Here is a 13,629-nt window from a genome sequence, read left to right as displayed (position 1 = left end):
GCCATGCCGGTCACGTTCATCGGCGTCCGCCACCACAGTCCCGCCTGCGCCCGGCTGGTCGCCGACACCATCGACGAGCTACGCCCGGCCTACGTCCTGATCGAGGGCCCGGCCGACTTCAACCCCCGGCTCGACGAGCTGCTGCTGGGCCACGAATTCCCGGTGGCCATCTTCAGCAGCTACCGCGACGAGGAGCGGCGGCACGCATCATGGGCGCCGCTGTGCGACTACTCCCCCGAGTGGCTGGCCCTGACCCACGCGCGCAAGGTCGGCGCGACGGCCCGCTTCATCGACCTGCCGGCCTGGCACCCGGCGTTCGACGGCCGCACCAACCGCTACGCCGACGCCGAACTCCGCTACGCCGACGTGATGACCCGGCTGTGCCGCTCGTTCGAGGTCGACAACACCGACGCCCTCTGGGACCACCTGTTCGAGCTGGCCCCCGCCGAGTCCCTCACCACCCACCTGGACACGTATTTCGACCTGATCCGCGGCGACGCCGACCCGGGCGAATCGGACCGCGCCCGCGAGTCCTACATGGCTTCGTGGGTGGCCGCCGCCGAGGCCGCAGCCGGCGACCGCCCGGTCGTCGTGGTGACCGGCGGCTTCCACCGCCCGGCCCTGGTCGCGGCCCGGGCCGCACGGCCCGCCGTCGATGTCGCCGGGCCGTCGGTACCGGCCGCCGTCGACATCGTCTGGCCGTCGGTGCCGGCCATGCCGGACGGGGCGATCGGCGGCAGCTTCCTGGTTCCGTATTCGTTCCGGCGCCTGGACGCCTTCGACGGCTACCAGTCCGGGATGCCGTCGCCCGGCTACTACCAGGAGCTCTGGGAGTCCGGCACGGACGGCGCCGCCCGGCACCTGGTCGAGGCCGTGGCCACCCGGCTCCGCGAGCGCAAACAGCCGGTCTCGACCGCCGACCTGATCGCGGCGCACGCCACCGCCGACGGCCTGGCGACGGTGCGCGGGCACCGGCACCCCGGCCGCACCGACGTGCTCGACGGTCTGGTGTCGGCGCTGGTGAAGGAGGCCCTCGACGTACCCCTGCCGTGGTCGCAGCGCGGGATCCTCGGAGCCGGCAGCCACCCGGTCGTGGTCGAGATGGTCGCCGCCCTGAGCGGAACGCGCGTCGGCCGCCTGCACCCCGAGACGCCCGCGCCGCCGCTGGTGCACGACCTGGACGCCGAGCTGTCCCGGGCCGGCCTGGACGGCTCCGCCGACCTGGATCTCGACCTGACCCGCGAGCCGGACCGGCTGCGCAGCCGCGTGCTGCACCGGGTCCGCGTGCTCGGCCTGCCCGGCTTCCGCCGCGACGCCGGCCCCACCACCGGCCTCGACCCGATCCTGCGCGAACGCTGGACCCTGCGCCCCACCGCCGAACGCCTGCCCGCGGTGATCGAGGCCGGCGCCTACGGTGCGACGCTCGCCGACGCGGCCGGCGCCGCCCTGGCCGACCGGGCCACCCAGGCCGGCCGCGACGTGGACGCGCTGGCCACCGTCCTGTTCGACGCCGCCCTGGCCGGCATCACCGACATCTCGTCCCGCACCCTCGCCGACATCGAGGCGTCGGTGGGTTCCGCGCCGGAGCTGGGCCCACTGGGCCGCATGCTGGCGGTGGTCCTGACCATGTGGCGGCACGACCACCTGTTCGGCACCGCCCACAGCGCGACCCTGGGCACCGTGATCGAAGCGTCGGTCCGCCGGGTGATGTGGCTGGCCGAGGGCATCCGAGGCGGCGACGCCCCCGCCGACCCGGCCCGCATAGCGGCCCTGGCCGCCTGCCGCGACGCCCTGCACCACGCCGGCCGCCGCCTGACCCTGGACCGCGAGGCGGCCCTGGAGACGGCCACCCGCCTGGCCACCGACGACGAGGTCCCACCCGACCTGCGAGGCGCAGCCTTCGGCTTCCGCTGGGCCCTGCTCCCCACCCCACCGTCCCCCACAGAACCCACCGCCGCAGCATCGGCCGGCCACCCGGCGCAGCCACCCAACGCCACATCGCCGGTCGACGTAGCGGCATCTGCCCAGTTCGCCGTGCCCGCCGACGCCGCTGCGCCGGCCGAGACCCTTGCCGCGCCCGCAGCACCCGCTGAGCCACCGGCGCCGCCTGTCGATGCCGTTGCAGCGACTTCGGCGCCGGCCGGGAGTGCTGCTCCCGAGGTGAGTGCCGAGTCCGGCGGGCGCGGCGGGCTCGGCGTTCCCGCCGGTGCGGTTTCGGCGCCGGGCGCTTTCGATCCGGTGCGGGCTGTTCGCGGGGCGTTCGTGCCGCGGTCGGCCGGGGACTGGCTGGCCGGGCTGTTCGCGCTGGCCCGGGAAGAGGTGTTGCAGCACCCGGAGATCGTGGGGCTGCTCGACGAGCTGATGTCGGGGATGGCCGCCGACGACTTTCTCGTGGCGTTGCCGGCCCTGCGGCAGGCGTTCGCATACTTCCCGCCGCGCGAGCGGGAGGCCATCGCCGGGCGGCTGCTCGCCCGGCGCGGGATCGGCGGGACCGGGCGGCTGCTGCTGCGCGGCGGCGGCGACCCGGCCGTTGTGGCGGCCGGCATGGCGCTCGACGAACTGGTGGACGCCGTGCTGCGGCGGGAAGGCCTGATCGGAGGGCGTCGTGACTGATCCCGACCTGGAACGGTGGCGGCTCGTCCTCGGCGAGCCGGCCGCCGCGGCCGGCGAGCTCGGCGCGGAGGCCGCCCGGCGCGACGCGGCCCTCGACTGGCTCTACGGGCGCGACGGCGAGCTCGACCAGCGCGACGTCCGGCGCCGGGCCGGCGGCAGCGGGCCGTCGCCGCTGACCACCGTCGACTGGCTGAACGACATCAACCAGCTCTTCCCGAAGGAGACGGTGGAGCGGCTGCAGCGCGACGCCATCGAACGGTACGAGATCACCGACATCGTCACCGACCCCGAGGTGCTGCGGACCGTCGAACCCAACCCGGCCCTGCTGCGCGCCGTCCTGCAGACCAAGCACCTGATGAACCCCGAGGTCCTGCGCCTGGCCCGGCGCATCGTCGAGGCCGTGGTCCGCGACCTGATGGCCCGGATGGCGACCGAGGTGCGGTCCGCGTTCACCGGCACCCGGGCCCGCAGACCGAGCCGCTGGAAGCAGGCCCGGGACTTCGACGTACGGCGGACCCTGCGCGCCAACCTCGGCCACTACCGGCCGGACGAGCAGCGCCTCTACATCGAGACGCCGCACTTCTTCTCCCGCAGCCGCAAGCACGTCGACCAGTGGCAGGTGATCCTGCTGGTGGACCAGTCCGGCTCGATGGTCGACTCGGTCATCCATTCGGCCGTCACCGCCGCCTGCCTGTGGGGCCTGCCCGGGGTGCGCACCCACCTGGTCGCCTTCGACACGACGGTCGTCGACCTGACCCAGGACGTCGACGACCCGGTGGAACTGCTGATGAAGGTCCAGCTGGGCGGCGGCACCGACATCGGCCTGGCCGTCCGCTACGGCGCCGGCCTGATCGAACAGCCCCGCCGCGCGATCGTGGCGGTGATCAGCGACTTCTACGAGGGCGGCTCGGAGGGCGCCCTGGTCCGCGCCGTCCGCGACCTGGTCGAGCAGGGCACCAAGGTCCTCTGCCTGGCCGCCCTGGACGAGGAGGCCAACCCGGTCTACGACCGTTCGATGGGCCAGCGCCTGGCCGACGTGGGCGCCGCCGTGGGAGCGATGACTCCCGGCCGGCTGGCCGAGTTCGTGGCCGAGCAGGTGACCCGATGAGAGCGGATCTCCTGGCCCTGACCCCCGACACGTTGGCCGAGCTGACCAACCGGGGCCTGGTGAAACGCGCCGGCCGCGAGGTGGACCGGGAGCCCCCCACGCTCTCCGAGGACCCCGACGGCACGGTCCACGCCACCGCCCCCGACGGCACCACGACGACCTTGCCCACCGGCGGCCTGGAAGCCGGCAAGTGCAGCTGCGGCGCCCCCGGCGTGTGCCGCCACATCGTCGCCCTGGCACTCGCCTACCAGCACTCGCACGACGCCACCACCACCGCAGGCGAAGCACCGCCAACAGCCGGCTCCGGCGATCTAGTCGACTTTCCGGTCGATCGTGGCGACAACTCATCAAGATCAACCACCGCACGGCAACCCGCCTCCGATCTTGTCGATTTGCCGCAAGCAGATGCCCCAGACTCCACAAGATCGCCCGCGGGTCGGGTCGAAGACGCAGAGCCCGGCGCAACCGCTCAGCCCGATGCGAGCACGAGCGCGGACACCTCCGCGGGACCGAGCGCCAGCGCGGATGCCGGGGCAAGCGGTGCTTGGTCTGGTGTGGTGGGGGGCGGGTGGTCACCTGGGGAATTCACTGATGCTCAGGTTGTCGCTCGGGTCGGGGAACGTGGGGTTGCTGCGGCGCGGCGGGTGGAGCGGGCCGGGTATGTGGCTCGGGTTCATCGGGGGCGGCCGGGGGATCCGGTTCCTACTGTGGAGCTTCCTACCGCGACCGTTCGGTTTCTTGTGCCCCGGGACCTTGGGTTTGCTCGGACCGATGCGGTGGCCGGGGTTCGGGACGACGTCATTGCGCTTGCGGTCTGGGCATTTCGGGCCGCCGACGAGCGGGCTCCTGGGCGGAGTGACGTTCAGGTTCAGGTCGGTGGTGGGGCTTCGGCTGTCGGTGGGGCCGGGCTTCGGCGGGCCGTCGGGCTCGCCGGACTTGTGCTTCGGGAAGGGGCCGTGCACCTCGGGGCGGGGATCGGGGCTGAGGTCACCTCGGTTCGGCGGGGGCTCGAGTCGGAGCGGATGCGGTGGCCTCTGCTCGCGGTGGATGACCTGGTCGGGCAGCTTGACGCCTATCGGGAGCGGAGTGCGCGGTATCGGCCGGAGGCGCTCGCCGATCATGTGGCGGAGCTGTTCGCGCGGGATCGGGCTCTCGGTGGGGCCGGCCTCGCCTCCCGGGTGCTCGGGACCGACGAGGCGTCCGAGACTCCGCTGCGGCGGGCCCGGCTCGACGGGCTCGGGGCCCGGGTCTCGGTGGTCGGAGCCGAGCGGGTCGTCGAGGTCTTCCTCGCTCATGCGGACAGTGCGAGCGTTCTGGTGCTGCGACGGGCGTACGAAACGGAGGAAGCCGGACCACGGCTCGGCGAACGCCGCGTCGCCGGCGTGACCCTCCGGGCGCTCGCGTCGGGGGCCGTCGTCACCGAGTCGGCGTCGCGCAGCGCCAGCCGGACCGTGCGGCTCGGCAGCCGGCGGCTCAGCCGGACCGAGGCGATGACCTCGCGCGGGTCGTGGGAGCAGCTGCCCCGCACGCTGATCGCGGCCGACCTGGGGCGGCTCGCCGCCGAGCTGGCGGCGTTGCCGCCGCGGCAGATCCGGGCGCGGGTCGAGGCCGAACTGGTCCGGGTGGTGCCGGTCGCCGAGGTGCTGTCGATCAGCTACGCGCCGGGGGCGCAGCGGCTGGACGCCGTGATCGCCGACGAGTCCGGCACCACCGCGACGATCAGCGCGACCCACGCGGCGTGCGCGCCCGGCCGGCTCGACGCGGTGGCCGAGGCGTTGAGCGGCGAGGTTCGGTTTGTCGCGGGCAGCGTGCGGCGGGCCGGCGGGAGTGTGCTGATCGATCCGATCGGCTTCGCGGTGGGCGACGGCGTGCTGGTCCCGGATCTGGCGCCGGCCGGGAACGGCACGGACCCGCAGCGCCTGCCGGACACCGCGACCGATCCGCTCGGGCACGCGCTGGAGGAGGCGTTGTCGCTGCTGTCCGAGGTGGCCCACCGCGGCCTGCTGCACACCCCGCCGACCATGCCGGCCCGCCTGCACGCCGCGGCCGACCGCCTCGGCCGCACCGGCCTGCGCCGGGTCGCCGACACCCTGAAAACCCTGGCCGCGCTGCTCGGCCCGGACCCGGACGAGGAGGCGGTGACCGCTTGGGTGGAGGCCTACCTGCGAACATCCGTCGCCGCCGAACTGCGCCCCTGAACGCAGCACGCGCTGCCAGGGGGGGTTCTGGCTTTACCTCCCACCCCGGTTTGGATCCCGGCAAGGTGGTAACGCTGCTGTCGGAGAGAGACGAGGTGTGCCATGGCCATCAGCGAGACGGCCCGCAAGAACCACGAGCAGCTGTTCCCGGGGCACGTGTCGACCCTCGCGGTCACCGACCCGGAGCTGATCGAGTACTTCGACAACTTCGCGTTCGACGAGGTGCTGCAACACAGCGACCTCGACACCCGCACCCGGCTGATGGTGCAGTTGGCCGCCCTCATCGCCGGGCAGGCGATAAGGGAGTACCGGATGATGCTCGGCGCCGCCCTCACCGCCGGTGTCACCCCGGTCGAGATCAAGGAGATCGTCTACCAGGCCGTGCCCTACGCCGGCATGGGCAGGGTCTACGACTTCCTGCACGTCACCAACGAGGTGCTCACCGAGCACGGCGTCGTGCTGCCGCTGCCCGGCCAGTCGACCACCACCCCCGAGACCCGGGCCGAGAAAGGGCTGGCGGTCCAGAAACAGATCGTCGGCGCCGAGCGCGTCGACGCGATGTACGCCAACGCGCCCGCCGATGAGCAGCACATCCAGCGGCTGCTGTCGGCCAACTGCTTCGGCGACCACTACACCCGTAACGGCATCGACATCCCGACCCGCGAGCTGCTCACCCTGGCCATGCTGATCTCCCTCGGCGGCGCCGACCCGCAGGTCAAGGGCCACGTCGCCGCCAACCTGCACGTCGGCAACGACCGCGCCACCGTGCTCGCGGTCATCACCCAGCTGCTGCCGTTCGTCGGCTACCCGCGCACGCTCAACGCGCTGCGGGCTCTGGACGAGGTGGCGCCGCCGGCCAGCGAAGAACGGTAGGCCAGGATCGAAGCATGACCGACGTGATTGTGGTGGGCGGCGGGGTGATCGGGCTGACCGCGGCGATCCGGCTGCTGGAGCGCGGCGCCGCGGTGACCGTGTGGACCGCCGACGACCCCCTCGACACGGTGTCGGCGGTGGCGGCCGCCGCCTGGTACCCGACCCGCACCGACGGCAACCCGCAGGTGGCACGGTGGGCGGCCGCGACCTACCGGGAGTTCCGCGAGCAGCTGGCCGACAGCGTCCCGGGACTGCTGCTCCGGCCGACCCGCAACCTGCTACGCACCCCGATCACCGAGCTTCCGTGGTGGGCCGGGGAGGCGGACGGCGTACAGCTGCGGGAGGGCTTTGGTCCGTACGCTCAGGAACTGCTTTTTCTGGCCCCGCTCGCCGAGATGGACACCTACCTGCCGTGGCTGGCCGGCCGCGTCGAGGAGGCCGGCGGCCGGATCGAGCGCCGCCGGGTGAATGCGCTGGCCGAGGCCGAGGCCGATTGGGTGGTCAACGCGACCGGGCTGGCGGCGCGCGAGCTGGCCGGCGACCCGGCGGTGCATCCGGTGCGCGGGCACATCGTGCTGGTCGAAAATCCGGGCGTGACGGTGGCGGTCCGTGATCAGAACGGTTCCACCTACGTGCATCCGCGCTCCCGCGACGTGGTGCTGGGCGGCACGTTCGAGATCGGCCGCGGCGACCTCGACCCCGATCCGGCGGAGGCGGCCGCGATCGTCGAACGCTGCACGAACCTGGTGCCGGAGCTGCGCGGGGCAAAGATCCTGGCCGAGCGGATCGGCCTGCGACCGGCCCGGCACGGCGGCCCTCGGATGGAGATCAACGGCAACATCATTCATGCGTACGGGCATGGCGGCGCCGGCATGACGCTGTCCTGGGGTTGCGCCGACGAGATCGCGGCGGCCGTCCGATGAGCACCGAGCGTAACGGCCAGTCGGTGCTCAGCCCGGCCGCCGTTAAGAGCGCCAGCCCGACGCCGGCGTGAACGGCACCACCGGCGGCCGGTCGGCCGTCGTGGTCAGGTCGATGCGGCGGCCCTCCGCGGCCGAGCGCAGCAGCGACGTCATCGCGTCCAGCACGTGCAGGGCGAGGGCGCCGCTCGCCCGGGGTGCGCCGGTCGTGATCATGTCGAGGAGGCCGATGCCGCGGCCCGCGCCCTGATAGCCGGCCGACGGTTCCAGGGTGCGCCAGTCGTCGGCGCCCAGCGCGAACAGCCGGACGTCGCCGTCGAAGTGGTTGGGGTCGGGGACGGCCAGGGTGCCGGTCTCGCCGTGCACCTCGATCGGGGCGGCCGTGGTGCGGACCGCGTCGAAGCTGGTGGTGATCGTGGAGAGGACCCCGCCGGCGTGGTGCAGGACGCCGGTGACGTGGGTGTCGACCTCGACGGGGACCGGCGAACCGGCGCGCGGGCCGGACCCGATGACCCGGGAGTCACGCAGGCGGGAGGCGGCGCCGGTGACCGCCACGATCGGGCCGAGCAGGTGGATCAGGGCGGACAGGTAGTAGGGGCCCATGTCGAGCAGCGGGCCGCCGCCGGGCAGGTAGTAGAAGTCGGGGTTCGGGTGCCAGCGTTCGTGGCCGGGTGTGGCCATCACCGCCACCGCGGACAGCGGGCGGCCGATCAGCCCGTCGTCGACGGCGGCCCGGGCGGTCTGGATGCCGGTGCCGAGCACGGTGTCGGGGGCGCAGCCGACCGCCACGTCGAAGGCGGCGGCCTGGTCGAGCAGGGCACGCGCGGCGGTCATGTCGGCGGCGAGCGGCTTCTCGCCGTACACCTGCTTGTGGTTGGCGATGGCCGCCAGCGCGACCGGTCCGTGCGCGGCCGGCACCGTGAGGTTGAGAACCGTGTCGACCTGCGGGTCCTGCAGGAGTTCGTCGACCGGGAGGGCGCGGCAGCCCGCCAGGCCGGCGGCGACCGTCGCGGCCCGGGCGGCGTCGATGTCGGCGACCGCCGCGATGGTGACGCCGGGATGGCCGGCCAGCGTGCCGAGGTACGCGGCGGAGATGAACCCGGTGCCTACGATGCCGACGCGGTGCGGGCGGCCCACAGCATGCCCCTTTCGACGACGGTGCGGATGTTCGGGTTCTCGAGGACGTCGAGGCTGTGCCCGGGCGTGGTGACGACGATCCGCCCCTGACCCCACTGTCTGGTCCAGATCACCGGCGAGACGATCGGCCGGTGCCACGGATGCCACGGCTGGACCGGGTGGGTGGTGGTGGCGAGGACGTCGATGAGGTCATCGTGCAACACCCAGTACTGCTCGGTGGTGAGTTCGAAATCGTCCAGGCCGGTCGTGATCGGATGATCACCCGTAAAAGAAACACGATAAGTCAGGAAATTGTCCGTTTCATCCCCGCCGCACGCGGAAGGCTCCTTCCCGGGGTGGGTCGCGAACTGGCCGCCCACCAACTGCAGATAGTCCGACGAGGCACGGAACGAGTCGGCAATACCGCCGTGCCAGCCGGTGAACCCGGTGCCGGCCACCACCGCTGCCCGCAGGCCCGCCAAAGCCTCCGGCGAGATCGACGACATGGTCACGCACTGCACGATCAGGTCGGTTGACGACATCACCGCGGCGTCCGCGTAAATCGACGGCGAGTCGGAGATCCGGACCTCGAAACCACGAGAAGCGAGGAACGGCAGAAAGAGGTCCGTGGCCTCCACCGGCCGGTGCCCTTCCCATCCCCCGCGTACCACCAAAGCCTTCATGCCCTAACGCCTACCAGATCAAGACCGCCCCCGCCCACCAAAAGGCGCGAAGACATAGACAAGCCTCAATCTGAGGACTAGCTTCCCGAGGAAAGCGCTTGCCTACCCTCCACCGAGTAGGAGAGACACCCGAATGAAACGTGCCAAGACCCTGACGGCCCTGGCCGCCCTCGTCCTCGTCGGTTCCACCGCCGCCGTGGCGAGGGCTTCCGTCGAGCCCGCCGCCGTCACCGCCGCCGACCCGCAGAGCACCACCGAGAACCTCAACCGCGGCCTGATCAGCCTGCGGGCCGGCACCGGCAACTTCCTGTCCTGGCGGTTGCTGAAGTCCGACCCGGCCGGGGTGACCTTCGACGTCTACCGCGACGGCACCAAGATCACGACGACCGGCAAGACGAACTTCACCGACGCCGGCGCGAAGGTCGGTGCCGCCTACACGGTCCGGCCGACCGGCGCCTCGACGCTCGCCGCGGACGCACCGGTGGCCGCCCTCGACGCCGCCTACACCGACGTGCCGATCCAGATCCCGGCCGGCGGCACCACGCCCGACGGCGTCGCCTACACGTACGCCGCCAACGACGCCTCCGTCGGTGACCTGGACGGCGACGGCTCCTACGAGATCGTCCTCAAGTGGGATCCGTCGAACGCCAAGGACAACTCGCAGTCCGGCTACACCGGCAACGTGTTCATCGACGCGTACAAGCTCAACGGCACCCGGCTGTGGCGCATCGACCTCGGCAAGAACATCCGGGCCGGCGCGCACTACACCCAGTTCCAGGTGTTCGACTACGACGGCGACGGCAAGGCCGAGGTGGTCATGAAGACCGCCGACGGCTCCAAGGACGGCACCGGCGTGGTGATCGGCAGCTCGACCGCCGACTACCGCAACTCCTCCGGCTACATCCTGTCCGGCCCCGAGTTCCTGACCGTCTTCGCCGGCCCGACCGGCAAGGCCCTGGCCACCGCCGACTACGTCGTGCCGCGCGGGACCGTCTCCAGCTGGGGCGACTCGTACGGCAACCGGGTCGACCGCTTCCTGGCCGGCACGGCGTACATCAACGGGTCGTACCCGAGCATCATCATGGCCCGCGGCTATTACACCCGTTCGGTGATCGTGGCCTGGGACTTCCGCAACGGCGCCCTCACCCGGAAGTGGACCTTCGACAGCAACTCGTCCACCAACGGTTCGGCCTGGACCGGCCAGGGCAACCATCAGCTCTCCATCGCCGACGTCGACAGCGACGGCAAGGACGAGATCCTGTACGGGGCGATGGCGATCGACGACAACGGCGCGGGGCTGTGGAAGAACGGTCAGGGCCACGGCGACGCCTACCACGTGGGTGACCTGATCCCGAGCCGGGCCGGCCTGGAGGTCTTCAAGGTCGACGAGGACACCTCGAAGCTGGCCGCCTGGATGGCAGACGCGAAGACCGGCGCGATCATCTGGTCCAACGCGTCCTGCGGCTGCGACAACGGCCGCGGCGTCTCGGACGACATCTACGCCGGCAGCCCCGGCGCCGAGTCGTGGTCGTCCGGCGTCTCCGGCCTGTTCAACACGTCCGGTGCGAACATCGGCCGCAAGCCGTCCAGCACCAACTTCGTGATCTGGTGGGACGGCGACGCGCAGCGCGAGCTGCTCGACGCGACGCACATCGACAAGTACGGCACCAGCGCCGACACCCGGCTGCTGACCGCGAGCGGCGTGCACTCCAACAACAGCACCAAGGCGACCCCGTCGCTGCAGGCCGACATCCAGGGTGACTGGCGTGAAGAGGTCATCTGGCCGACGACCGACAACAAGGCCCTGCGGATCTACTCGACGACCGACGCGACCAGCATCTCGCACGTGTCGCTGATGCAGGACCGGATGTACCGCGAGGCCGTGGCCTGGCAGAACACCGCCTACAACCAGCCGCCGCACCCGAGCTTCGCGCTCGGCTAACTGATCGGACAGGGGATGTCGCCACTCGGTCGTGGCGGTATCCCCTGTTTGCGGCATTCATCGGATTCGCATTCACCAGCGACCATCATCCTGTGAGCCCTCGTCGCATCCTCGGGTGTGCCCTTACCGTGGTCGCCGTGATGTTTGCCGCCGACACCGCCGACGCCAACGCCGGTCCCGGCTTCGAGGTGCATGCCAACATTGCGTACGCCGCCCCGGTCGGCGCCGGAACCCGGGGCCACCTGCTCGACCTCTACCTCCCGCGCCAGCCGGGCCCGAAGCGGCGACCGCTGCTGATCGTGATGGGTGGCAGCGGCTGGTACAGCGACAACGGCAAGGCGTACGCGGCCGACCTGGCCCCGTTCTTCACCAAGGCCGGTTACGTCGTGGCCGGCGTCTCCACCCGGTCGAGCCGACAGGCGAAGTTCCCGGCCCAGCTCCACGACGTGAAGGCCGCGATCCGCTGGCTGCGCGCGAACGCCGGCACCTACGACATCGACCCGCGCCAGGTGGCCGTGATGGGCGACTCCTCGGGCGGCTGGACCGCCGCGATGGCCGGACTGACCGGCGACCCCGGCCGGTCGACGGACGTCCAGGCGGTGGTCGACCTCTACGCGCCGACCGACTTCCTGACCATGGACGCGCACATGCTCCCGGGCGCCTGCGACCACTTCAACCACGCGTTCGGCCTGACCGAGTGCCACGCCGACCCGCGCTCCCCCGAGTCGTCCCTGCTGGGTCACCCGATCCGCACGCGTCCGGATCTCGTGCGAAAGGCGAGTCCGATGACGTACGTCACCAAGCACTCCCCGCCCTTTTTGATCGCCCACGGTGAGCGGGACGGTCTGGTCCCCACCCACCAGAGCGATCTGCTCTTCGCGGCGCTCGCCGCGGCGGGCGTGCCCGCCACGTATTACCTGGTCCCCGGCGCGGGTCACGACAAGCGGATCGTCTCGCCGGCGAACGAGCAGGCGATCGTGCGCCGCACCGCGGGCACCTCGCCGCCGGGTACCCGGCCGACCCTCGCCACCATCGAGGCGTTCCTGCACAGCTCGCTCTCCCACTAAAACGAACGCTCGTTCTTGACACGCGGGGCGACCCACTTCTACTCTCCAAAACGAACGCTCGTTCTCTTTTGAGGAGTAGTCATGTCATCGGCCACCGCAGCCAAGGCGCCCTCGCCGTGGATCCACGTCGCGGGTGTCGTCGCCCTCCTGTCCATCGCTCTCAGCGTCCTGGTCACCGCGTTCGCCTGGCCCGCCACCCGGTCCTCGGTGCACGACGTGCCGATCGCCGTGGCCGGCCCGGCCGCCGCCACCGCCCAGGTCACCGCCGCCCTCGAGCAGCGTCTCCCCGGCGGCTTCGCGATCACCACCGTCGCCGACACGGCCGCCGCCGAGACCGCGATCGGCAACCGCGAGGTCTACGGCGCGATCGACCTGTCCACCGGGAAACCCCAGGTGCTGACCGCCTCGGCGGCGAGCCCGGTGGTCGCCCAGACCCTGCAGGGCATCGCCGCCGCGCTGTCCGCGGCCGAGCCCGGCACCGAGGCCGCCGTGGCCGTCCGCGACCTGGCCCCGCTCCCGACCGACGACCCACGCGGCGCCGGCCTGGCCGCGGGCGCCCTCCCGCTGGTGATCGGCGGCATGATCGCGGCCGTGGCGCTGACCTTCCGGATCCGCGGCACCGCCCGCCGGGTGACCGGCGCCGTCTCCTACGCGGTCGTCGGCGGCCTGGCGATGGCCGCGATCCTGCAGTTCTGGCTCGGCTCGATCGACGGCACCTACGCCCTCAACGCGGCCGTGATGGCCCTGTCCCTGGCGGCCACCGCACTCACCCTGCTCGGCCTGGAGTCGCTGCTGGGCTTCCCCGGCTTCGGCCTGGGCGCCGCGGTGATCTTCCTGCTCGGCAACCCGCTGAGCGGCGCGGCGAGTGCCCCCGAGATGCTGCCCGGCTGGTCCGGCGCGCTCGGCCAGCTGCTGCCGCCCGGCTCGGCGGTCACCCTGCTGCGCTCGGTGGCGTTCTTCGACGGCGGCGGCGCGACCCGCCCGCTGCTCGTCCTGCTCAGCTGGCTGACGTTCGGCCTGCTGCTCTGCGCGGCGAGCACAGTGCGCCGGTCCCGCCGCCCCGCCGCCGCCGAGCCTGAGATCACGGCGTCCCCCGCGCTGGTCTGAGA

The 13,629-nt window shown here is 72.2% G+C and carries 10 protein-coding genes; 8 read left to right on the top strand and 2 right to left on the bottom strand.

Translation table 11 applies throughout. The annotated features are described in order from the left end of the window. Positions 1-3 precede the first annotated feature (3 nt). The 5 genes from Adu01nite_RS27260 (at position 4) to Adu01nite_RS27240 (ending at position 7,715) form a co-directional block, all read left to right on the top strand. Positions 4-2,613: a DUF5682 family protein gene (locus Adu01nite_RS27260; RefSeq protein ID WP_203730638.1), complete on the top strand. Its 2,610-nt coding sequence runs from the start codon at positions 4-6 to the stop codon at positions 2,611-2,613. Continuing rightward, on the top strand, positions 2,606-3,721 hold the full coding sequence (locus tag Adu01nite_RS27255) for a VWA domain-containing protein (RefSeq protein ID WP_203730636.1): 1,116 nt from the start codon (positions 2,606-2,608) through the stop codon (positions 3,719-3,721). Before Adu01nite_RS27260 ends, Adu01nite_RS27255 begins: the two co-directional genes overlap by 8 nt. After that, positions 3,718-5,919: a YehQ family protein gene (locus tag Adu01nite_RS27250; protein WP_203730634.1), complete on the top strand. Its 2,202-nt coding sequence runs from the start codon at positions 3,718-3,720 to the stop codon at positions 5,917-5,919. Before Adu01nite_RS27255 ends, Adu01nite_RS27250 begins: the two co-directional genes overlap by 4 nt. A 102-nt stretch (positions 5,920-6,021) precedes the next feature. Beyond that, entirely contained in the window at positions 6,022-6,792 is a 771-nt protein-coding gene (locus Adu01nite_RS27245) for a carboxymuconolactone decarboxylase family protein (RefSeq protein ID WP_203730632.1), read from the top strand. A 14-nt stretch (positions 6,793-6,806) separates the two neighbouring features. Continuing rightward, entirely contained in the window at positions 6,807-7,715 is a 909-nt protein-coding gene (locus Adu01nite_RS27240; RefSeq protein ID WP_203730630.1) for an FAD-dependent oxidoreductase, read from the top strand. A gap of 42 nt (positions 7,716-7,757) precedes the next feature. Here Adu01nite_RS27240 and Adu01nite_RS27235 read toward each other — a convergent pair whose 3' ends face one another. After that, positions 7,758-8,849 (bottom strand): Gfo/Idh/MocA family protein, encoded by a 1,092-nt coding sequence (locus Adu01nite_RS27235; RefSeq protein WP_203730628.1) that lies wholly within the window; start codon positions 8,847-8,849, stop codon positions 7,758-7,760. Then, entirely contained in the window at positions 8,819-9,466 is a 648-nt protein-coding gene (locus Adu01nite_RS27230; RefSeq protein ID WP_438871097.1) for a ThuA domain-containing protein, read from the bottom strand. Before Adu01nite_RS27230 ends, Adu01nite_RS27235 begins: the two co-directional genes overlap by 31 nt. Positions 9,467-9,644: 178 nt before the next feature. Here Adu01nite_RS27230 and Adu01nite_RS27225 point away from each other — a divergent pair, with 178 nt between their 5' ends. From Adu01nite_RS27225 to Adu01nite_RS27215, 3 genes are all read left to right on the top strand, one after another. Then, positions 9,645-11,453: a rhamnogalacturonan lyase gene (locus Adu01nite_RS27225; RefSeq protein ID WP_239132733.1), complete on the top strand. Its 1,809-nt coding sequence runs from the start codon at positions 9,645-9,647 to the stop codon at positions 11,451-11,453. Positions 11,454-11,593: 140 nt separating this feature from the next. Next, entirely contained in the window at positions 11,594-12,520 is a 927-nt protein-coding gene (locus tag Adu01nite_RS27220; protein WP_203731056.1) for an alpha/beta hydrolase, read from the top strand. An 81-nt stretch (positions 12,521-12,601) separates the two neighbouring features. After that, positions 12,602-13,627, top strand: a complete 1,026-nt coding sequence (locus Adu01nite_RS27215; protein WP_203730624.1) for a hypothetical protein — start codon at positions 12,602-12,604, stop codon at positions 13,625-13,627. The last annotated feature ends 2 nt before the right edge of the window (positions 13,628-13,629 follow it).

The organism is Paractinoplanes durhamensis, from assembly GCF_016862175.1.
Lineage (GTDB): Bacteria > Actinomycetota > Actinomycetes > Mycobacteriales > Micromonosporaceae > Actinoplanes > Actinoplanes durhamensis.
Note: the sequence above shows the minus strand (reverse complement) of the source record. Positions and strands in the feature narration are given on the sequence as shown.